Source organism: Mycobacterium sp. (assembly GCF_032159565.1).
In the GTDB taxonomy this organism is placed as follows: Bacteria; Actinomycetota; Actinomycetes; order Mycobacteriales; family Mycobacteriaceae; genus Mycobacterium.
Genome location: NZ_JAVHWR010000207.1, coordinates 1 through 19,929, shown reverse-complemented (window position 1 = coordinate 19,929; position 19,929 = coordinate 1). Strand labels below are relative to the sequence as shown.

The 19,929-nt window shown below is 66.2% G+C and carries 20 protein-coding genes and 1 other RNA gene; 10 read left to right on the top strand and 11 right to left on the bottom strand.

The window, feature by feature from the left end; all coding sequences use genetic code 11:
• Positions 1 to 29: 29 nt before the first annotated feature.
• Positions 30 to 551, top strand: a complete 522-nt coding sequence (locus tag QOC76_RS27765) for a DoxX family protein (RefSeq protein ID WP_526362564.1) — start codon at positions 30 to 32, stop codon at positions 549 to 551.
• Positions 552 to 579: 28 nt separating this feature from the next.
• Here QOC76_RS27765 and QOC76_RS27760 read toward each other — a convergent pair whose 3' ends face one another.
• The 7 genes from QOC76_RS27760 to QOC76_RS27730 all read right to left on the bottom strand — a co-directional run bounded on the left by QOC76_RS27760 (position 580) and on the right by QOC76_RS27730 (position 11,124).
• Entirely contained in the window at positions 580 to 1,440 is an 861-nt protein-coding gene (locus QOC76_RS27760; protein WP_526362610.1) for a TIGR03619 family F420-dependent LLM class oxidoreductase, read from the bottom strand.
• Positions 1,437 to 2,072 carry a PaaI family thioesterase gene (locus tag QOC76_RS27755; protein ID WP_526362562.1) on the bottom strand — a complete coding sequence of 212 codons (636 nt, stop codon included), beginning with the start codon at positions 2,070 to 2,072 and terminating at the stop codon, positions 1,437 to 1,439. The genes QOC76_RS27760 and QOC76_RS27755 overlap by 4 nt, the downstream gene beginning before the upstream one ends.
• Positions 2,065 to 5,019, bottom strand: a complete 2,955-nt coding sequence (locus QOC76_RS27750) for a bifunctional [glutamine synthetase] adenylyltransferase/[glutamine synthetase]-adenylyl-L-tyrosine phosphorylase (RefSeq protein ID WP_526362560.1) — start codon at positions 5,017 to 5,019, stop codon at positions 2,065 to 2,067. Before QOC76_RS27750 ends, QOC76_RS27755 begins: the two co-directional genes overlap by 8 nt.
• Positions 5,020 to 5,064: 45 nt before the next feature.
• Complete coding sequence (glnA, locus tag QOC76_RS27745; protein WP_526362558.1) at positions 5,065 to 6,405, bottom strand: type I glutamate--ammonia ligase; 1,341 nt, start codon at positions 6,403 to 6,405, stop codon at positions 5,065 to 5,067.
• A 63-nt stretch (positions 6,406 to 6,468) separates the two neighbouring features.
• Positions 6,469 to 7,998 (bottom strand): alpha/beta fold hydrolase, encoded by a 1,530-nt coding sequence (locus tag QOC76_RS27740; protein ID WP_526362556.1) that lies wholly within the window; start codon positions 7,996 to 7,998, stop codon positions 6,469 to 6,471.
• A gap of 89 nt (positions 7,999 to 8,087) precedes the next feature.
• A complete protein-coding gene (locus QOC76_RS27735) occupies positions 8,088 to 9,674 on the bottom strand; it encodes an alpha/beta fold hydrolase (RefSeq protein WP_526362554.1) in 1,587 nt (528 codons plus the stop codon).
• Between the two features lie 58 nt (positions 9,675 to 9,732).
• Complete coding sequence (locus QOC76_RS27730) at positions 9,733 to 11,124, bottom strand: WS/DGAT/MGAT family O-acyltransferase (RefSeq protein WP_526362552.1); 1,392 nt, start codon at positions 11,122 to 11,124, stop codon at positions 9,733 to 9,735.
• A 141-nt stretch (positions 11,125 to 11,265) separates the two neighbouring features.
• Here QOC76_RS27730 and panB point away from each other — a divergent pair, with 141 nt between their 5' ends.
• Positions 11,266 to 12,102 (top strand): 3-methyl-2-oxobutanoate hydroxymethyltransferase, encoded by an 837-nt coding sequence (panB, locus tag QOC76_RS27725; protein WP_526362550.1) that lies wholly within the window; start codon positions 11,266 to 11,268, stop codon positions 12,100 to 12,102.
• A 3-nt stretch (positions 12,103 to 12,105) separates the two neighbouring features.
• Here panB and QOC76_RS27720 read toward each other — a convergent pair whose 3' ends face one another.
• A complete protein-coding gene (locus tag QOC76_RS27720) occupies positions 12,106 to 12,885 on the bottom strand; it encodes an enoyl-CoA hydratase/isomerase family protein (RefSeq protein WP_526362548.1) in 780 nt (259 codons plus the stop codon).
• A gap of 87 nt (positions 12,886 to 12,972) precedes the next feature.
• Here QOC76_RS27720 and QOC76_RS27715 point away from each other — a divergent pair, with 87 nt between their 5' ends.
• Positions 12,973 to 14,463, top strand: coding sequence for a CYTH and CHAD domain-containing protein (locus QOC76_RS27715; protein ID WP_526362546.1), 1,491 nt, complete (start codon positions 12,973 to 12,975; stop codon positions 14,461 to 14,463).
• Between the two features lie 6 nt (positions 14,464 to 14,469).
• On the opposite strand, the gene rnpB is transcribed toward QOC76_RS27715, so the two are convergent.
• Positions 14,470 to 14,866: RNase P RNA component class A (rnpB, locus tag QOC76_RS27710), an RNA gene on the bottom strand.
• 22 nt (positions 14,867 to 14,888) lie between these two features.
• Between rnpB and QOC76_RS27705 the strand changes: the two genes are divergently transcribed.
• The 6 genes from QOC76_RS27705 (at position 14,889) to QOC76_RS27680 (ending at position 17,878) form a co-directional block, all read left to right on the top strand.
• Entirely contained in the window at positions 14,889 to 15,341 is a 453-nt protein-coding gene (locus tag QOC76_RS27705; RefSeq protein WP_526362544.1) for a helix-turn-helix domain-containing protein, read from the top strand.
• 10 nt (positions 15,342 to 15,351) lie between these two features.
• A complete protein-coding gene (locus tag QOC76_RS27700) occupies positions 15,352 to 15,786 on the top strand; it encodes a VOC family protein (RefSeq protein WP_526362542.1) in 435 nt (144 codons plus the stop codon).
• A 3-nt stretch (positions 15,787 to 15,789) separates the two neighbouring features.
• The gene (locus QOC76_RS27695; RefSeq protein ID WP_526362540.1) at positions 15,790 to 16,293 is read left to right on the top strand and encodes a methyltransferase family protein; all 504 of its coding nucleotides are present in this window, start codon (positions 15,790 to 15,792) and stop codon (positions 16,291 to 16,293) included.
• A gap of 111 nt (positions 16,294 to 16,404) precedes the next feature.
• On the top strand, positions 16,405 to 16,917 hold the full coding sequence (locus QOC76_RS27690; RefSeq protein WP_526362538.1) for a methylated-DNA--[protein]-cysteine S-methyltransferase: 513 nt from the start codon (positions 16,405 to 16,407) through the stop codon (positions 16,915 to 16,917).
• On the top strand, positions 16,917 to 17,639 hold the full coding sequence (locus tag QOC76_RS27685) for a 2OG-Fe(II) oxygenase (protein ID WP_526362536.1): 723 nt from the start codon (positions 16,917 to 16,919) through the stop codon (positions 17,637 to 17,639). The genes QOC76_RS27690 and QOC76_RS27685 overlap by 1 nt, the downstream gene beginning before the upstream one ends.
• Complete coding sequence (locus tag QOC76_RS27680; protein ID WP_526362534.1) at positions 17,636 to 17,878, top strand: Ada metal-binding domain-containing protein; 243 nt, start codon at positions 17,636 to 17,638, stop codon at positions 17,876 to 17,878. Before QOC76_RS27685 ends, QOC76_RS27680 begins: the two co-directional genes overlap by 4 nt.
• Here the strand turns inward: QOC76_RS27680 and QOC76_RS27675 are convergent.
• Entirely contained in the window at positions 17,853 to 18,473 is a 621-nt protein-coding gene (locus QOC76_RS27675; protein ID WP_526362532.1) for an SAM-dependent methyltransferase, read from the bottom strand. The genes QOC76_RS27680 and QOC76_RS27675 overlap by 26 nt on opposite strands.
• 46 nt (positions 18,474 to 18,519) lie before the next feature.
• Here QOC76_RS27675 and relB point away from each other — a divergent pair, with 46 nt between their 5' ends.
• Positions 18,520 to 19,101, top strand: a complete 582-nt coding sequence (relB, locus tag QOC76_RS27670; RefSeq protein WP_526362530.1) for a type II toxin-antitoxin system RelB family anti-toxin — start codon at positions 18,520 to 18,522, stop codon at positions 19,099 to 19,101.
• Here the strand turns inward: relB and QOC76_RS27665 are convergent.
• On the bottom strand, positions 19,102 to 19,929 hold an 828-nt coding region (locus QOC76_RS27665; protein WP_526362528.1), incomplete at its 5' end, for a bifunctional RNase H/acid phosphatase.

The window sequence follows — 19,929 nt, the reverse complement described above, 5'->3', positions numbered from 1 at the left end:
CCCGGCCCTGTTGCGCGTTAGGCTCAGCTATGACCAACCTGGACGCCCGCTTGGCGGGTTACCACTCCCCTGTCTTGAGCGCTTTCCGCATCATCTTTGGTCTCCTGTATACGATCCACGGCTCGCAGAAGCTGTTCGGCTGGCCGGTGGCGGCGCCCGGACCGATCGCGGTCGGCGATTGGCCGTATTGGTGGGCGGGCTTGATCGAGTTCGTTCTCGGCATCATGATCACGCTCGGCTTCATGACGCGCATCGCGGCGTTCATCGCGTCCGGCGAGATGGCGTTCGCGTACTTCTACCAACACTGGCCGCCGCTGAAAGGCGGCGGAACGGCGAGCTTCTGGCCGATCGAAAACGGCGGCGAGCTGGCCATCATGTTCTGCTTCGCGTTCCTGTTGATCGCGACGACTGGTGCGGGCGTCGCGGCCGTGGACTCGCGTCGGCGCGGGGGTGTCGGGCGGAGCATGGGGGCTCCGTCCCGACGGGTCGACCGCGTGGCCGATGATCCGCCGCGCCGACGGCCCGGCCTCCTCAGCCGCTTCCGCCGGTAGGGCTCGCCGCTCCGACCTGACGCCAAAGCTATCGGTCCAGCGCGAGGTCCTTGCGGAACCGCTTCAAGCCGTCGATCTTCTCGGCAAGGCTTGCGTCCGGACCGGCATAGAACATCCACGGCATCGTGATGACACCCGTGATGCCCGCCGCTTCAGCACGCTCGTAGTGCTCGGGCAGGAAAGCGTCCGTCAGCGGCGTCAACACCTCGAAGCCGACCATCGACAAACCGTTCTCGGCACGCAACTCCCGCACTCGCTCGACGCCCGCGATCGCCCGGTCCGTTGAAATCAGATCGCCGATCCACCCGTCATTGCGCGCCGCCCGGCGAAGCGCAATGTCACTCAGCCCCCCGACATAGATGGGAATGCGAGGCGGCGTCGGCTCCATCTCCAGCCGTGGCGTCTCGTAGAACTCACCCGAGAACTCGGTCCACCCCGGTTCCCACAGCGCCCGAAACAGCTCGAGCATCTCGTCCGTTCGCTTGCCCCGCCGCTCGAACTTCTGGCCCATCAACGCGAATTCTTCCTCACACCAGCCCACGCCGATGCCCAGCTCGACCCGCCCGTCCGAGATATATGCCGCCGTGCCAATCGCTTTCGCCGCTGCGTACGGGTCCCGCATCGCCGGGATGTACACCGTCGTCACGAACTTCAGCCGCGTCGTCACCTGCGCGATCGCCCCGACCAACACCCACGGATCCGGCCATTCCGTAAACGGTTCCCACCGCCGCTCGCCATCACGCGTATAGGGGTACGGCGTCGCAAGCGTCTCCAAATTCACAACATGATCGGGTATCCCGATACCGGCATAGCCCAGATCATCAGCAGCACGCGCGATTTCGATAGCTTCCTTGGTTTCCCGGAACGCAACGCTGACGTAGAACTTCATCCCGCGTCTCGCGCCCACGCCGGCTTGATGAAGATGCCCTCCGCCTCCACCGTCTTACCCGCTGCGTCGCTCATGTGACCGCTCACGAATGTCTTGTATCCGTCCGTCCGCTCGATCGCCGCTTCCGCCCTCAACCGACCCAGCGGCGTGCCCCTCAGATACCGCAGCGTGATCGTTCCCGTGAACAGCGGCTTGGTCAGCCCGTCGCTCGCCGCCTCACCCAGCAGCTGGTCCAACACCATCGCAAGCACCCCGCCGTGCACCCATCCCGGCGGACCCTGGTACTGCTCCCCCAACTCGAATTCGCTCCACCACAAGCCATCCGGATCCTCGCGCACGACGAGCGGGGGCGCGATCGCATTGCGGAACCCCGTCACCGGGTTGCCCGACACCACCGGGCGGTTACCCACCGCAAGCGGGACCTGGTCCGGCTGGCCAACGCCACCCAGCTTCTCGACGGCCGCGTCGACCAATGACTGTGCCTCGCGAATCGTCGCCTCGTCAGCTCCGCTCTGAATGGCCGCCTGCACCAGCCGACGAACCGAATCAGTCAGCGGCGAGTACAACACCTGCAATTTCTCGTGCTCGGCAACACTGATCTCCTCGAACGAGAACTCTATGCCCTCAGTCACCGAACACCTTTCGTACCACCGTTTTCGCACGACGGGTCACCCGCAGATAGTTGTCGAGGAATTCGCCGCCGTCGTCGGTGTCCCAGCCCGCGGCCACCGCGACCGCGTTGAGCTGCCGGCCCGGCCCGGGCAATTGGTCAGTTGGCTTGCCGCGCACCAACACCAACGCGTTGCGGGCCCGCGTCACGGTCAGCCACGCCTCGCGCAACAGCTCGACGTCACCCGCTGCAATCAACTCCGCCGCGCCGATCGTGTCCAGCGTCTGCAGCGTCGACGTGTTGTGCAACGCCGGAATCTTGTGCGCATGTCGCAGCTGCAGCAGCTGCACCGTCCACTCGACATCGGCCAGCCCGCCACGACCAAGCTTGGTGTGCGTGTTGGGATCTGCCCCCCGCGGCAGCCGCTCTGCATCGACCCGGGCTTTGATCCTTCGGATCTCCTGCACCGCCTCGGCCGATACGCCACCCGCCGGGTACCGCGTCTTGTCGGCCATCAGCAGGAACCGCTCGCCGAGATCCTCGTCGCCCGCAACCCGATGCGCCCGCAACAGCGCCTGAATCTCCCACGGCTGTGCCCACTTCTCGTAATACATCGCATATGACGACAACGTCCGCACCAGCGAGCCGTTGCGCCCCTCGGGCCGCAGACCGGCGTCGACCTCAAGCGGCGGATCCACACTGGGCGTCCCCAACAACGAACGCACCTGCTCGGCGGCCGTGATCGACCAACGCACCGCAGCGGATTCATCGACGCCAGGCACGGGTTCGCAGACGAACATCACGTCGGCATCGGAACCGTAGCCCAGCTCGGCGCCACCGAGCCGGCCCATACCGATCACCGCAATCCGCGCAGGCGCTTCACCATTCGGCGGCGTAGAGCCGCGAATCACCGCTTCCAACGCCGCCTGCAGCACCGCAACCCACACCGACGTCAACGCCTTGCAGACATCAACCACTTCGAGCATGCCCAGTAGGTCCGCCGACGCGACACGCGCCAGTTCCCGACGCCGCAACGTCCGCGCCGCCGCGATCGCACGCACCGGATCCGCATGTCGCCCCGCCGATGCGACCAGAGCCCGCGCCACCCCATCCGGCTCGACCTCCATCAGCTTCGGGCCACCAGGTCCGTCAGCGTACTGCCGAATCACCTCCGGCGCCCGCATCAACAGATCCGGCACATATGCCGATGTCCCCAAGACCTGCATCATCCGCTTGGCCACCGCGCCCTCGTCGCGCAGCGTCGACAGATACCACCGATGGTCGGACAGCTCGTCGCTGATCCGGCGATACGACAGCAGGCCGGCATCCGGGTCGGGCGTATCCGACAGCCAATCCAACAGCGTCGGCAGCAGCACCTGCTGGACCCGACCACGTCGTCCGCTCTGTCCGGTCAGCGCCGCGAGATGAGTCAGAGCACTGTGCGGTCCCTCGTATCCCAATGCGGCGAGCTGACGTTCGGCGGCATCGGGCGTCAGCATCGCCGGCTGGCCGACCCCCTCCAGCAACGGCTGGTAGAAGAGTTTGGCATGCAGGCGCGACACCCGGTGGCTCTGCCGCTTGAGCTCTTCCCGCAACACCCCGAGCGCGTCGTGCTGACCGTCGGGTCGCATGTGAGCCGCGCGTGCCAGCCACCGCATCGCCTCGTCGTCGTCCTCGTCGGGCAGCATGTGCGTGCGCTTGAGCCGTTGCAGCTGCAGCCTGTGCTCGAGAAGGCGCAGAAACTCATACGACGCGGTCAGGTTCGCCGCATCGTCGCGGCCGATGTACCCGCCCACACTCAGGGCCGTCAGCGCGTCGATCGTCGATGCCACGTGCAGCGACTCGTCGTTGCGTCCGTGCACCAACTGCAGCAGCTGCACCGCGAACTCCACATCGCGCAGCCCACCGGTGCCGAGCTTGAGCTCACGAGCCCGTTCGTCGGCGGGCACCAGCGACTCGACGCGGCGCCGCATCGCCTGCACCTCGGGCACGAAATCCTCGCGCTCGCAGGCCGCCCACACCATCGGCGTCAGCGCCGCGATGTACTCCCCGCCCAATTCCGCGTCACCGGCCGCGGGGCGCGCCTTCATCAGCGCCTGGAACTCCCAGGTCTTGGCCCAGCGCTGGTAGTAGGCGACGTGCGACTCCAGTGTCCGCACCAGCTGGCCGTGCTTGCCTTCCGGCCGCAGCCCCGCGTCGACCTCGAAGAACGCCTCCGACGCGAACCGCATCATCTCGCCTGCCACCCGGGTCGTGACGGCGTCGGCCTCCTCGGCGACGAAGATGACGTCGACGTCGCTGACGTAGTTCAGCTCACGGGCGCCGCACTTGCCCATCGCGATCACCGCCAGTCGCGGCGCCTCGCCGTCCACACCGCACACCGACCGCGTCGCCACCTTCAGCGCGGCGGCCAGCGCGGCGTCAGCCAGATCCGAAAGGTGCTCCCCGACTTCGGTGAACGGCAGCACCGGCTCGTTCTCGACCAGCGATGCGAGGTCAAAACCGGCGAGCACCAGTAGCCGGTCGCGGTACAGCGTCCGCAACACAGACAGCTCATCGCCTCTGCCACTTGCCGATTCAGCAGCTGCGGCCAACTCGACGCGCAGTTCTTCCCTCGACGGCAACGCCACGTTGCCGGCCAGCAGGTGCCATGACCGCGGGTTTGCAACCAGGTGGTCGCCCAATGCCAGTGATGAGCCCAGTACACCGAACAGCCTGCCGCGAAGCGCCTTGTCTTTGAGCACCGCCTGGTTGAGCTCGTCCCAGTCCCTGCCTGCCGCCTCGGCCAGCCGCACCATTGTCTTCAGCGCGACGTCGGCATCGGGCGCCCGGGACAGCGACCACAGCAGTTCGACGTGCGCGTCGGTGTTCCAGCCGAGCTGTTCCAGATCGGAGGAGGCCGACGGATCGACCAGCCCTAGCCGGCCAACGCTGGGCAGCTTCGGTCGCTGCGTCGCGGGTTTGGCCACACAAAACGTTATCGCAGACCGTAGCGCAGGCGCGTTCGCGGCCCGCTACAGCGACAGATAGGTCCTCAGCTCGAACGGTGTGACGTGGCTACGGTAGTTCTCCCACTCGGTGTGCTTGTTCCGTAGGAAGAAGTCAAAGACGTGCTCCCCCAACGCTTCGGCGACCAATTCCGAGTTCTCCATCTCCGACAGCGCGACGCCGAGGCTGCCCGGCAACTCCTTGTAGCCCATCGCGCGCCGTTCCTCAGGAGTGAGGGTCCAGACGTTGTCCTCGGCCTGGGGACCGAGCACGTAGCCCTTCTCCACACCGCGCAGGCCTGCTGCCAGCAGCACGGCGAACGTCAGGTACGGGTTGCATGCCGAGTCGGGACTGCGCACCTCGATGCGGCGCGACGACGCCTTCCGCGGCGTGTACATCGGCACCCTGACCAACGCCGAGCGGTTGGCGAAGCCCCACGACGCTGCCGTCGGCGCCTCGCCGCCGTGCACCAGCCGCTTGTACGAGTTCACCCACTGGTTCGTCACCGCACTGATCTCCGTGGCGTGCTCCAAAATGCCTGCGATGAACGACTTTCCGGTATCGGACAGCTGCAGCGGGTCATCCGGGCTGTAGAACGCGTTGTTTTCGCCCTCGAACAGGCTCATGTGGGTGTGCATCGCCGAGCCGGGAAATTCCGCGAACGGCTTGGGCATGAACGACGCCCTCACGCCCTCGCCCAGCGCGATCTCCTTCACGACATACCGGAACGTCATCACGTTGTCGGCCATGGACAGGGCATCGGCGTACCGCAGATCGATCTCCTGCTGACCGGGCGCACCCTCGTGGTGGCTGAACTCCACCGAGATGCCCATCTGCTCCAGCGCGTCGATGGCATGCCTGCGGAAGTTCGGCGCCGAATCGTGGACGGCCTGGTCGAAGTAACCGCCGTTGTCGGCAGGAACCGGCGAGGAGCCGTCGTCGGGCCCCGGCTGCAGCAGGAAGAACTCGATCTCCGGGTGGACATAGCAGGAGAAGCCCAAGTCACTGGCCTTGGCCAGCTGCCTACGCAGCACGTGCCGCGAGTCCGCCCATGACGGCGAGCCGTCGGGCATGGTGATATCGCAGAACATTCGCGCGGAGTGGTGCTGGCCGGCGCTCGAGGTCCACGGCAGCACCTGGAAAGTGGATGGATCCGGCCTGGCGACGGTGTCGGATTCCGACACACGGGCGAACCCCTCGATCGACGAGCCGTCGAAGCCGATGCCCTCCTCGAAGGCCCCCTCGAGCTCCGCGGGCGCGATTGCCACCGACTTGAGGTAACCGAGCACATCGGTGAACCACAACCGGACGAATCGGATGTCCCGTTCCTCCAGCGTGCGCAGCACGAATTCCTTCTGGCGGTCCATAATCGCAGCGTAGGCACCGGCTGTTAAATCCGTGTTACGGAGCCGATGCGACCTGACGCCGGCTCAACAGCGGAGCCCTTGGGGCGGCTGGACACCGTCGATGAGAAACGCCACAACGGCGGCGTCGACGCAAGCGTCGCCGTTGAACACCACGGTGTGCTGGGTGCCGTCGAAGGTGATCAGGCCGGCGTCGATCTGCCTTGCGAGGTCGACACCGGCCTGATACGGCGTGGCCGGATCGTGCGTCGTGGACACGACGACGACCTTGCCCGGACCCGGCGACACCGCGGTGTGCGGGCCCGCCGTCGCTGGCACGGGCCACGTCGCGCAGATGTCGCGGGGAGCAAGACCTGTGAAGGAGCCGTAACTGAGGAATGGGGCGGCCTGACGGGCTCGTTGGTCGGCGGCGGCCCACACGGCGGGGTCGGTCGGGAACTGCGAGTTCACGCAGCGGATGGCGTAGAAGGCGTCCTGCGAGTTCTGGTAGTGGCCGGACGGAAGGCGGTTGAGGTAGTCGTCGGCGAGCAGCAGCAGGTCGCCCGGGTCGCTTCCCCGCTGCAGCCCGAGCAGCCCACTCGTCAAAAACTTCCAGTACTGCCGGGAGTAGAGCGCGTTGACGGTTCCGGTGATCGCGTCTTGATAGCTCAGGCCGCGGGGATCCGACGTTGCGGCGGGCTGCGTGACAAGTGGGTCGATTAGTTGGTGGTACCGGTTGACGGCCTGCGCGGGGTCGTTGCCGAGCGGACATCCGGCCAGCTGCGCACAGTCGGCGGCATAATCCTCGAATGCCTGTTGAAAAGCCGCCATCTGGCGCAGGTTCTCCTCGATCGGGTCCAGGCTCGGGTCGACCGCGCCGTCGAGGACCATGGCCCGAATCCGGTCCGGGTGTGCCTCGGCGTATGCCGCTCCGATCTCCGTGCCGTACGAGAACCCGAGATAGCTGATCTGATTCTCGCCGAGCGCCGCTCGCACCACGTCCATGTCCCGCGCCGTCGTCGCGGTACCGACATTGGCCAGGAAGTCCTTGCCCACCCGATCGGCGCAGCTCTGCGCGAACTGGCGGTACAGATCTTCGATGTGCGCGACGCCCGCCGAGCTGAAGTCGGCGTTCGGTTCCGTTCGGTAAGTGTCGAATTCGGCGTCGGTGCGGCAACGCAGCTCAGGCGTGGAATGCCCGACGCCGCGGGGATCGACGCCGACGAGGTCGAACCGGCGACCGATCTCGGAGTCGGCGAGCGAGGCGCCCATGCCTGCGACGGTGTCGACCGCCGAGGCGCCGGGGCCCCCGGGGTTCACCATCAGCACCCCGATGCGGTCACCGCTCGCGGGTATCCGGATGACCGCCAATTGTGCTTGTGCGCCTTCGGGATTGGCGTAGTCGACGGGAACCGAGACGGTGCCGCACTGCGCCGTCGGAATGGCGCTGGTGTCGCCGATGACTTGTTCGCACCCGCCCCAGACCGGCGGCTGGCCGTACATCTGCGTCGACTGGCCTTCCGGGGTCGCCAACGCGGGAGCACACGTGAAGCCCGCCAGCAGGACGCATGCCAGCAGCGCCGCACCACACCTCCCCACCCGCCGCATGGCAGTCATCGTCGCATGCCGGTCACGACAACTGCGAAGCCGCGACCGGACGGTGACCTTTCAGAGACCTTGGCGTGCTCAGTTGTCGAGTTTCGTTGCTAGCAACGGGTGTCCGGCGGCGGGACCTTCACCTCGACGAGGTAGGTGGCGACGATGTCGTCGATACATTTGTTGCCCTGGAAGGCAACGGTGTGCTGGGTACCGTCGAAGGTGACCAGTGTGCCGCCGAGTTGCTTCGCCAGATCGACGCCGGCCTGGTAGGGCGTGGCGGGATCATTCGTGGTCGAGATCACCAGCGTGGGCGGCAGCCCCTTGGCGGATATTTCGTGCGGCTGCGTCGTCGGCGGGACCGGCCACAGCGCACAGGTGTCCATCGGCGCATAGCCGGTGAACTTCCCGTAGTTCAGGAACGGCGCCAACTCGCGGGACCGGCGATCCTTCTCGACGAGCTTGGCGCGGTCGGAGACGGCGGGCGAGTCGACGCAATTGACCGCGACGCGCACGTCGGTCGCGTTGTCGTAGTGCCCGTCTGCGTCGCGGTGCATATAGAGGTCGGCCAACCGCAGCAGCATGTCGCCGCGTCCCTCCCTCAGCTCGTTGAGACCGTCGGTGAGACGGGGCCAGATGCTCGGCGAGTACAGCGGCAGAATGGTGCCGACGATCGCGTCACTGTAGGCGAGGCCGCGCGGATCCCGCGTCTTGGCCGGCTTGTCGACGAGCGGTTCGACGAGGCTCTTGTAGACGTCGGTGGACTTGGCGGGGTCGGTGCCCAGTGGACAGTTCGGATCTTTGGCACAGTCGGCCGCATAGTCGTCGAACGCTTTCTGGAAGGCCGCCGTCTGGCGAAGGTCCTCCTCGATCGGATCGGCGTTGGGATCGATCGCGCCGTCGAGCACCATCGCCCGCACGTTCTGCGGGAACTCCTCGGCGTAGGCACCGCCGATCCGTGTGCCGTACGAGTAGCCGAGGTATGTCAGCTTGTCGTCGCCCACCGCGGCACGAATCGCGTCGAGATCCTTGACGACACTGGCCGTGCCCACGTTCTCGAGGAACTCCTTGCCCGTCTTGTCGACACATCGCTGCACGAATGCCTTGGTCTCGGTGTCGATGTGCGCGACCCCCTCAGGTGAATAGTCGACCTGGGGGTCGGCCCGCAGCCGGTCGTTGTCGGCGTCGGAGTTGCACCACACCGCGGGCGTTGACTCGCCGACTCCCCGCGGGTCGAACCCGATCAGATCGAATCGTTCGCGCACCGACTCCGGCATCGTGCCGATGAGGTTGGCGGCCGACTCGACGCCGGATTCGCCCGGCCCGCCAGGGTTGATCACCAGCGAGCCGATCTTGTCGCCGGTGGCCTTGAACCGGATCATTGCCAGCCGGGCGACGTCACCGTCGGGCTTGCTGTAGTTCACCGGCACCGAGAGCTTGCCGCACTCGGCGTCCGCCGGAATGGGCACCAGCGGATCGGCCGACTTGCAGGGGGCCCACCGAATAGGTGACCCGGGCGGAGGCACCGCTATGACGGCGCGGCCGTCGATCACGTTGCTGCAACCCGCTACCAGCAACACACCCAGCGCGGTCGCAAGGATCCCCCGCTTCAGGCTCTTGCCTCGACTCCCGATCGCTTCGGTCCTCGCTCGTACCTCGCCACGATCCTCACTCGCGATCGCCTTCGGGGGGTTCATGGCACCACATGCTGCCATGAACCGGCATCGCTGCTGGCAGAGCGCTACTCCGGCGGGTCTAGCCCGCGCTGGCCAGCAGTTCCTCGAGCGCGACCTCGAAGTCGTCGGCAAGATCCCACAGATCCGGCAAAAGTTCCGGGCACGATACGATGCCGACGTCCAGCTTGCCGTTCAGAGACATCACAGTGATGTTCAGCCCGGAGCCGTGGAAGATCGGCCCGAGCGGATACATCGCCTTGACCTCGGAACCCAGGAAGTACAACGGAACCTGCGGGCCGGGCACGTTGGAGACGACCAGGTTGTGCACCGGACGCGCCCCGGCCAGCTTCGTCGTGGCGTAGAGCCGCATCGCGACGCCGAACACCGCAGGCGCGGCGAACTGCGTCCAGTCCTGCAGCAGCGTCGCACCGATCGCCGAGCTGTGTTGCTTGGCAACGGAATTCGCCTCCGCGATGGACTTCAACCGTTCAGCAGGCGAATCGATAGTGGTCTCCAGGCTCGAGAACATGCCGGAAACCTGGTTGCGACCCGGCCGATCCGACTTGTCGTGCACCGAGACCGGAACCATCGCAACGAGCGGCGAGTCGGGGAGCTCGCCGCGGTCTTCCAGGAACTTCCTCAGCGTGCTCGACACCAGCGCCATCACCACGTCGTTCACCTTGACGCCGAAGTGCTCCTTCACCTTCTTCACGTCCTCGAGATTCAGCTGCGCGTAAGCGATGTTTCGATGGGCCGTCACGTTGGCGTTGAAGGCCGTCTTCGGCGCGGCGAACGGGGACTTCATGGCCAGCCCGCTGCGGGCCCGCTTCACCGTCTCGAGCACCGACGACAGCGTCGTCGGCACCACGTTGATCAGCTTCAGCGGCCGGGTCGCGAACTTGATCGCGCCACTGACCGCGATCTCCAGTCCACTGGCTCCGCCGACGCCGTCGACCGGATCAGGAGCGGGCGCGTCCGGTTCGGTGCTGCACAGCTGCGACATCAGGTTGGCCCCGGTCACGCCGTCCACGCCCGCATGATGCACCTTGGTCATGACCGCCAGCCGGCCGCCTTCGTGCGCGTCGGTACCCGCGATGTTCTCGATGACCCACATCTCCCACAGCGGCCTGGTGCGGTCCAACGGCAGTGACGCGATGTGGCCGCAGATCTCCGCCAACTCCTGACGGCCGCCGGGCGAGGGCAGGCCGATGCGATGAAGGTGGCGGTCGACGTCGAAATCCTCGTCGTCCACCCACACCGGGTGGTCCGGATTGAAGCGGTTGTCGGCGAGCTTCTCGCGGAATTGAGGCATCGCCTTGATGCGCAGCCCCAGCTCGTTGCGCATTCGGTCGAACGTGTAGCCGCCGGGCGTCGTGGACGTGTCCAGCTCCAGGATCGAGCACACGTGCAATGGCTGTGCGGCGGTTTCGAGGTAAAGGAAACTGGCGTCGAGTCCGCTTAGCCGTTGCATGAGGCCGATCGTAATGTGAGGAAATCCACTTAACTTGGAAGTTCATCTTCTTGCCAGGTGGTGGCACACTGAGGTGGTCAGACGAACCCGGGGACCCGCAACGGGCCACGAGGATCGACCGAACAGACACAAGGGACAACGATGTCTGAAGAGACTGTTTACGGTGCTGCCGAAACAAAGCCGCGGACCAAGGTCCGCACCCATCACCTCCATAAATGGAAGTCAGAGGGCCATAAATGGGCCATGCTGACCGCCTACGACTACTCCACCGCCCGCGTCTTCGATGACGCATGCATACCGGTGCTGCTGGTTGGCGACTCCGCGGCCAACGTGGTCTACGGCTACGACACCACCGTGCCGGTGACGATCGACGAATTGATTCCGCTGGTAAGGGGTGTGGTACGCGGCGCGCCGCACGCGCTGGTGGTCGCCGACCTGCCCTTCGGCAGCTACGAATCCGGCCCGCAGCAGGCGCTGGAAACCGCGACCCGCTTCCTGAAGGAGACCGGCGCACATGCGGTCAAACTCGAGGGCGGCGAGCGCGTGGCCGGCCAGATCGCGGCGCTGACGCAGGCGGGCATCCCGGTCATCGCCCACATCGGATTCACGCCGCAAAGCGTCAACGGCCTCGGCGGATTCCGGGTCCAGGGCCGCGGCGACGCCGCCGAGCAGACCATTCACGACGCGATCGCCGTCCAGGAAGCCGGCGCCATCGCCGTCGTGCTGGAAATGGTTCCCGCCGAACTGGCCACTCAGATCACCGGAAAGCTGACCATCGCGACGGTCGGCATCGGTGCGGGGCCGAACTGCGATGCGCAGGTACTGGTCTGGCAGGACATGGCAGGCATGACCAGCGGCAAGACCGCCAAGTTTGTGAAGCGCTTCGGTGACGTCGGCGCAGAACTGCGCAGCGCGGCAACGCAATACGCCGACCAGGTGGCCAGCGGGACGTTCCCCGCCGAGGAGCACAGCTTCTAGGCGTTAGGCAAACGCAGGCTTGCGCTTCTCCATGAAGGCGTCGACTCCTTCGCGCCCGTCGGCGGATTCGGCGCGCTGGGCGATGATGCGGCCCTCCAGTTCCATCTGTTCCTCCAGACCGCTGCAGAACGTCGCCAGCATCAACTGTTTGACCCCGCCGTTGGATCCGCTTGCGGTGGCCGCCATCTGGGCCGCCAGTTGATCGGCTCTGTCGACCAGTTCGTCATCCGGCACCACCTCGGTGACCAGCCCCCACTGGGACGCCTCCTGTGCTGACAGGGTGCGGTTGGTCAGCATCAGTTCCTTCGTCTTGACGATGCCGATCAGCCGGGGCAGGAAATATGACGAGCTGCCGTCGGGGCTGAGTCCGACCTTGGTGTAGGCCATCGTGAAGGATGCCGACTCGGCAGCCAGGACGAGGTCGCCGGTGACCGCGAGGGAAAAGCCGGCCCCGGCGGCGGTCCCGTTGACGGCCGTGATGAGCACGGCGTCCATCCGCGAGAACGTCGAGATGGCGCGATGCAGGGCGTCGGCGACGGCCTTGATGTGTCGTCCGCGGTCGGGCGCCGTCGCAAATGACTTCAGATCGCCCCCCGCGCAGAAGAATCGGCCGGAGCCCGTCAGTATCACGACCTTCGTCGCCGCGGTGTCGCAAAGGGCGGCGGCATCGGCCAACTCACGAGTCATGGTGTCGTTCATGCCGTTTGCGGCGTCGGGCCGGTTCAGGGTGAGCCGCGCGATCGGGCCGGACTGCTCGAGCGTGATGGTCTGGTATTCGGTCACACTTGGACTTTATCTGCGAGGCCGGATGGGCTATTCACCCGCATATGGCACGCTGGGCTGTCCGACGCATTCACAACTAAGGTGGAAATGGCTGCCAGCAGGCCGACGACGTCCCGGCACACCGAGGTCGAGCGGAAGTTCGACGTGGTCGAATCGACGGTTTTACCGTCGTTCGAAGGGCTTTCGGCGGTTGCGCGGGTCGAGCAATCGCCGTCGCAGCACCTCGAGGCCGTTTACTTCGACACCTCGGGCCACGACCTGGCGGCCCACCGCGTGACCCTGCGCAGGCGTACCGGCGGAACCGACGCCGGCTGGCATCTCAAGTTGCCTGCGGGCCCGGACACCCGCACGGAGGTTCGAACGCCACTGGACGACGGCGTCGGCGGCGCCGTGCCGGACGGTCTAAAGGACGTGGTGCTCGCCATCGTTCGCGACCGTCCGCTCGGACCCGTCGCCCGAATCTCGACCGACCGGACCGTCGACCTGCTCTACGGACCCGAGGGCTCCCCGATCGCCGAGTTCAGCGACGACAACGTGATCGCGTCGGCAGGTGAGGGCGACCAGCAGCAGTGGCGTGAGTGGGAGCTGGAACTGGTCGAGGGCGCATCGGCCTCGCCAGAGCTGTTGGACCGGCTGGCCAACCGCCTGTTGGATGCGGGTGCGGAGCCGGCCGGCCACGGGTCGAAACTCGCCCGGGTGCTGGCGGGCGCCGATGACGACGAGACACCGAAGAAGACGCAGGCGGATCCGATCCACCATGCGGTCGCCGAGCAGGTCGACCAGTTGGTCGAGTGGGACCGCGCGGTGCGGGCGGACACCTTCGATTCGGTGCACCAGATGCGGGTGACGACGCGCAAGATCCGCAGCCTGCTCCAGGCGTCCGAAGGCGCGTTCGGCATCTCCAGCGACGCATGGGTCCTTGACGAGCTGCGTCAGCTCGCCAGCGTGCTTGGCGTTGCGCGCGACGCCGAGGTGCTCGCCGAGCGGTACGAACGGGCCCTCGACGACCTACCCGATGACCTGATCCGCGGCCCGATCCGCAAGCGGTTGGTGGACGGTGCCAAGCGGCGCTACAGGTCCGGCCTGCGGCGGTCGTTGATCGCGATGCGATCGGAGCGGTATTTCCGTCTGCTCGACGCGCTCGACGGGCTGGTCGCCGCGGAGCCGACGCAACCAGCCGGGGGCGATGACGAGGTGACTGTCACCATCGACTCGGCATACAAGCGGGTACGCAAGGCCGCCAAGAGGGCCGCAGGGGCCGTCGACGAGGACCGCGATGAGGCTCTGCACCGAATTCGCAAAGGCGCCAAGCGCCTTCGTTACACCGCGGCCGCAACCGGTGCGGACAAGGTGTCCGATCGAGCCAAGACCATTCAGAGCCTGCTGGGTGACCATCAGGACAGCGTGGTGAGCCGCACGCACCTGAGCCAGCAGGCCGATGCCGCTCATGAGGCGGGCGAGGACACGTTCACCTACGGCCTGTTGTACGCACAGGAAGACGACCTGGCGCGCACCTCACGCCAGCAGCTCGACAGCGCGCTGAAGAAGTTGGACAAGTCGGTGCGCAAAGCCCGTTAGACGGGGCGAACGAGTTGGCCTTTAAGCCGGATTCTGTCCCTCGCCGCCGCGAATTACCACGGCGACGAGGCGGCGACCATCCATCTGGGCACACCGTCACCGGGTGCCTCGAGCGGCCTACCCGCAGGCTCGGGCGAGCAACCCTCGAGCGCCTGCGCAGCCGCACCAGGTGCGGCCTCTTGGCCTTGCTTCGGGTGGGGTTTGCCTAGCCGTCCCGATCACCCGGGACGCTGGTGCGCTCTTACCGCACCGTTTCACCCTTACCACCAGAAGGTGGCGGTCTGTTCTCTGTGGCACTTTCCCGCGAGTCACCTCGGATTGCCGTTAGCAATCACCCCGCTCTGTGAAGTCCGGACTTTCCTCGAGTCATCGTGTGATGACCCGCGGCCGCCCGGCCAACTCGTTCGCACGTACATAATATTCCGATGGCTCAGGTGCCTCCCGCCCGCTACCTGCAGCGGGCAAAGGATCTGGTCGATTCGCGCTATGCCGAACCGATCACGGTGGACGATCTGGCCACCGCCGCGGGTTTGTCGCGGGCCCATTTCAGCCGAATGTTCACCCGCACGTTCGGCGAGTCACCCCGGTCCTATCTCCAAACGCGGCGGTTGGAGCGGGCCGCGGCACTGCTCCGCTACACCGACCGGTCGGTGGCCGACATCTGCGTGATGGTCGGTCTGCAGAGTGTGGGGTCGTTTACGACGAGTTTCGCCCGGGTCTACGGTCTGCCGCCGGCCGCATACCGGGCCAGCATGCCGCCTGCAGTCATGTACGCACGCGTGCCGAGTTGCATTCTCGCCCGCGACACCCGGCCGCTCCCCGACAGCCGGATCAAGACAGCACACGGGGAGAAGACGGGCCGCGACCGCCGACCGTAGCGTCGGATCCATGATGAGAATCGGCAGCGCCCACCTGTGGGTCCATGATCAAGAAGTCGCACTGAAATTCTGGACCGAGAAGGTCGGCATGGAGGTGCGCGAGGATGTGTCGTTCCCTGAGGAGATGGGCGACTTCCGCTGGTTGACCGTCGGGCCGCCAGGACAGGACGGCGTCAATCTGGTGCTCATGGCCGTCCCGGGCGAACCGGTGATGGATGAGGCCACCCGCAAGCAGGTGCTTGAACTGACCGCGAAGGGGTTCGCCGGCACCGTGTTTCTGGTCACCGACGACATCGACAAGTCCTATGAGGAGATGACCGCCCGCGGTGTGGAATTCAACGAGCCGCCGAACCAGATGCCGTACGGCATCGACTCGGGGTTCCGTGACCCGTCGGGAAACAGCGTCCGCCTCACCCAACTCGCGCAGGGTTGGCCTAATACTTAGTCGGTGCGAGCCTCCACCGCCGCGGTCGGGTCAGCGGCCTTCTTCGTCGCCGCGCCGGGAACTTTCGTCGGGCTGGGCCCGTGGTTGATCACCCACTGGGAGGTCCCCGGGTCCAGCCCGCCGCTTCGGGTGGTCCTAGGGGTTGTGCTGATCGTCCTCGGCCTCATCCCGCCGGTGCACGCATTCATCCAGTTCGTCAGGGCGGGCGGAACGCCGATGCCCATCGCGCCGACCGAGCGTCTGGTCGTCACCGGCTTCAACCGATTCGTCCGCAACCCGATGTACGTCGGTCTGCTGACGGCGATCCTCGGGCAGGCATTGCTTTTCGACAGCATCTGGCTCGTCGTGTACGCGGTGATCGGGTGGCTAGTCACGGCATCATTCGTGCGGTGGTACGAGGAACCCACTCTCGTTCGCACTTATGGCGAGCAGTACGAGGAGTACCGCCGCAACGTGCGGGCGTGGACGCCGCGGCTCACACCGTGGGCGCCGAATCAGGTCCCCTAATCACATCGATCAACGTTGCGCAGAAGTCCTCTCGCAAAAGGGCTGCAAAACGTCGATCAGTGTGATCCTCCGACAACCTCACGAAGCGCCAGGCCCCGGCGTCTACAAGGTATGAACACACGACATGCGGTGATCGACAGTCCGCTTGGCGCGCTGACGTTGGTCGCCGACGGCGATGCACTAATCGGCCTCTACTTCCGCAATCACTGGTACCGGCCGTCCACCGACGCTTTCGGCCCACGCGTCGACGCAGAGAACGACCCCCTGCTTAGGGAGACCAGTGCGCAACTCGACGAGTTCCTCGCCGGCGACCGGGCGCAGTTCGACCTGCCCACCGAACTGCGCGGCGACGATCGTCAGCGCCGAGTCTGGAACCGGCTGGCGACGATCCCCCACGGCGGAACCGTCACTTATGGCGAGCTCGCCGCGGAGTTGGCCGACGGGACGACGGCTCAGGAAGTCGGAGCGACCGTCGGCCGCAACCCACTGTCGGTCGTCGTCCCGTGTCACCGGGTCGTCGGCAGTAACGGCAAGCTGACCGGCTACGCGGGCGGGCTCGCGCGCAAGAAGTTCCTACTCGACCTCGAGGAACCGCCCGAGGTCCGCGCGGCGCGGTTGTTCTGATGGCTGCGACGACGACGGTATGGCAGCGGCGGGTCGACACCGCCGACTGGGACGCCGTCACCACCGAGCTCAACGATCTCGGCGGTGCACTGCTCCCCCAGCTGGTCACCAAGGCCGAGGCGGCGCAATTGCGTCGTGTCTACACCGACGACCACCGGTTTCGCGCCACCATCGAGATGGGTCGATACCGGTTCGGAGAAGGCGAATACCGTTACTTCGAGCGGCCCTACCCGAGCCCGATCGACGAGCTCAAGCACGCGCTGTACCCGCGGCTGCTGCCGATCGCGAGAGACTGGTGGACCAAGCTGGGGCGTGACACACCGTGGCCGGACGACCTCGACGACTGGCTCGACATGTGCCACAGCGCCGGGCAGGCCAGATCGACAGCGATCATGCTCAAGTACGGGCCCGGCGATTGGAATGCGCTGCACCGAGACCTGTACGGGGAGTTGGTATTTCCGCTGCAGGTGGTGATCAACCTGTCCGAGCCCGGCGTCGACCACACCGGCGGTGAATTCCTGTTGCTCGAGCAGCGGCCGCGCGCACAGTCGCGCGGCACTGCCACGCTTGTACCCCACGGTCACGGCTTCGTTTTCACCACCCGCGAGCGACCGGTGAAGTCGGCCCGAGGCTGGTCGGCGGCGCCAGTCCGGCACGGCGTTTCGGCGGTTCGCTCCGGCGAGCGCTTCACGCTCGGCCTCGTCTTCCACGATGCCGCGTGACTGCTCGCGGCACCCTTGGCGGTCACCGCGGGACACGGATCTACGGTCGACTGGACTGTCCGTCGGCATTGCGTGCAATCGAGAAGGGTGGCTATGTCACGTACCGCGTCTTCTTCGCCGACGAGGCCGACGCCGTCGCGGTCGGCTACCGGCCCTGCGCCAGTTGCGTGCCCGAGAAGTACCGCGCCTGGAAGGACTTTCGACGTCTGAGGACTACGCCAGTCGACGCAAAACCATGACGTTGTCCATCCACGGGCGCTGCTGACCCTCCGGGCCCACCGCCTGCCGTTCGACGGCCTCGACACGGAGCCGTTCGAATTGGTCGGCACTGAGATCCAAGCCGGCGATCACCTCTTCGGCGCTGGGGAATTCGTGATGATGGTCAAGCTTGGAGACCCACGGCGGCGCCGAACCGTGATCGACGATCACGAGCAGTCCGCCCGACCGTAGCGTGGCGGCCGCGTTCGCGAGGATTTTCGTCCGGTCCAGCGGAACGGTCGAATGCAGGAACTGCGACGATACGAGGTCGAACGTGCCGTCGGGGAAACTGTCGGACAAATCGAGTTGCACGAACTCGATGCGGTCGGCGACGCCACGCGAGTCCGCCGCCTCCCTGGCGCGACCGAGGGCGGTGTCCGAGATATCGACCGCGACGACGTGCCAGCCTCGCTCGGCGAGCCAGACCGCGTCACCACCCTCGCCACAGCCGAGATCGAGCGCGCGGCCCGGCGCCAGATCGGCTACCACGTCGGCGAATTGGACGTTGACGCGTCCACTCCACACTCGTTCGCGTTCTCCGTAGTGCTCTTCCCATTGCGCCTTCGTTTGGTTCATGCGACCAGCTTGCACCCAGGGGCACAATCTGCCAATCTGATTTGCCATGCAGGCAAAGGGCACCTCCGAGAATGACGTCGACCTACGGGTTCGACGGCGGCTGCGGGAACTTCGCGTTGAGCGCGGCCTGACGCTGGAGGACGTGGCCCGCAGCGCCCGCATCGACGTGTCGACGCTCAGTCGGCTCGAGTCGGGCAAGCGTCGGCTGGCACTGGACCATCTCCCCCGCCTCGCCGAGGCGCTGTCGGTCAGCACCGATGAACTGCTGCGCGTACCCGAGGCGCCCGACCCCCGGGTGCGGGGCAGCTCGCACACCCATAACGACATCACTTACTGGCCGCTCACCCGCCAGGCAGCAGCGGCTGGCCTGCACGCCTTCAAGACCCGGATCGCCGCAAGACGCCGGAAACCGCCTGCTGAGCTACCCGTTCACGAAGGCCAGGAGTGGACATACGTGCTCTCCGGCCGGATGCGACTCATCCTCGGCGAGCGCGACTTCGTCATAGAACCGGGCGAAGCCGTCGAGTTCAGCACATGGACCCCGCACTGGTTCGGCGCCGTGGACGGACCGGTCGAATCCATCGTGATCTTCGGCCTGCACGGCGAACGCCTACACCTGCACGAGTGACTACAGATACGACGTCTCGTTCACCAACCGCACGGATGACGCACCGTCGGGGTAGAACTCGGCGATCGACAGCGATGCCAGATCCAGGTGCAACCGGTACAGGATGCCCGGCCCCGCATCCAATGCCAACCGCAGCAGCGTCTTGATCGGCGTGACGTGCGATACCACAAGCACTGTGTCGCCCGCATATTCAGAGATGATGCGACCTCGAGCCCGCTGCACCCGATCCGAGACACTGTCAAAGCTCTCGCCGTCCGGCGGAGTGATGCCGGTGTCGCGCAACCAACTCCGGTGCAAGTCCGGGTCGCGTTCGGAGGCCTCGTTGAAGGTCAGGCCTTCCCACTCGCCGAAGTCCGTCTCAGTCAAGTCGTCGTCGACGATGACGTCGAGACCAAGTGCCTTGGCGGCCGTCGCCGCGGTGTCGTAAGCGCGCTGTAGCGGCGACGTTATGACCGCCGCGATGCCGCCCCGCTGCCCGAGGTATTGCGCCGCCGCCTCGGCCTGTCGCAGGCCGACTTCGGTGAGTGCCGGATTTCCTCGGCCGGAATACCGTCGCTGCGCCGACAATTCGGTCTGCCCGTGCCGCAGCAACAGGAAACGTGTCGGAGTGCCGCGCGCGCCGGTCCAGCCTGCGGGCGAGGCCGGTGTCTGCGGCTGCTTACCGATCTCCTCGGCTTCGCCGGATCCAGTCTCCAGTTCAGCGGCCGCATCCATCGCCTCGTTGGCCAGCCGATCGGCATACGAGTTCTCGGCCCGGGGGATCCACGTGTAGCCGATGCGCTCGAACTTCGTCGCCACCGCCGCCGCCTGCTTGTTGAGTACCTTGAG

Bases quoted from the DNA above. Each gene is read 5' to 3' on its own strand.
- QOC76_RS27765 (WP_526362564.1), top strand. From the start codon at position 30: ATGACCAACCTGGACGCCCGCTTGGCGGGTTACCACTCCCCTGTCTTG.
- QOC76_RS27760 (WP_526362610.1), bottom strand. From the start codon at position 1,440: ATGAAGTTCTACGTCAGCGTTGCGTTCCGGGAAACCAAGGAAGCTATC.
- glnA (WP_526362558.1), bottom strand. From the start codon at position 6,405: ATGGACCGCCAGAAGGAATTCGTGCTGCGCACGCTGGAGGAACGGGAC.
- QOC76_RS27740 (WP_526362556.1), bottom strand. From the start codon at position 7,998: ATGACTGCCATGCGGCGGGTGGGGAGGTGTGGTGCGGCGCTGCTGGCA.
- QOC76_RS27735 (WP_526362554.1), bottom strand. From the start codon at position 9,674: ATGAACCCCCCGAAGGCGATCGCGAGTGAGGATCGTGGCGAGGTACGA.
- QOC76_RS27730 (WP_526362552.1), bottom strand. From the start codon at position 11,124: ATGCAACGGCTAAGCGGACTCGACGCCAGTTTCCTTTACCTCGAAACC.
- panB (WP_526362550.1), top strand. From the start codon at position 11,266: ATGTCTGAAGAGACTGTTTACGGTGCTGCCGAAACAAAGCCGCGGACC.
- QOC76_RS27715 (WP_526362546.1), top strand. From the start codon at position 12,973: ATGGCTGCCAGCAGGCCGACGACGTCCCGGCACACCGAGGTCGAGCGG.
- QOC76_RS27705 (WP_526362544.1), top strand. From the start codon at position 14,889: ATGGCTCAGGTGCCTCCCGCCCGCTACCTGCAGCGGGCAAAGGATCTG.
- QOC76_RS27700 (WP_526362542.1), top strand. From the start codon at position 15,352: ATGATGAGAATCGGCAGCGCCCACCTGTGGGTCCATGATCAAGAAGTC.
- QOC76_RS27690 (WP_526362538.1), top strand. From the start codon at position 16,405: ATGAACACACGACATGCGGTGATCGACAGTCCGCTTGGCGCGCTGACG.
- QOC76_RS27685 (WP_526362536.1), top strand. From the start codon at position 16,917: ATGGCTGCGACGACGACGGTATGGCAGCGGCGGGTCGACACCGCCGAC.
- QOC76_RS27675 (WP_526362532.1), bottom strand. From the start codon at position 18,473: ATGAACCAAACGAAGGCGCAATGGGAAGAGCACTACGGAGAACGCGAA.
- relB (WP_526362530.1), top strand. From the start codon at position 18,520: ATGCAGGCAAAGGGCACCTCCGAGAATGACGTCGACCTACGGGTTCGA.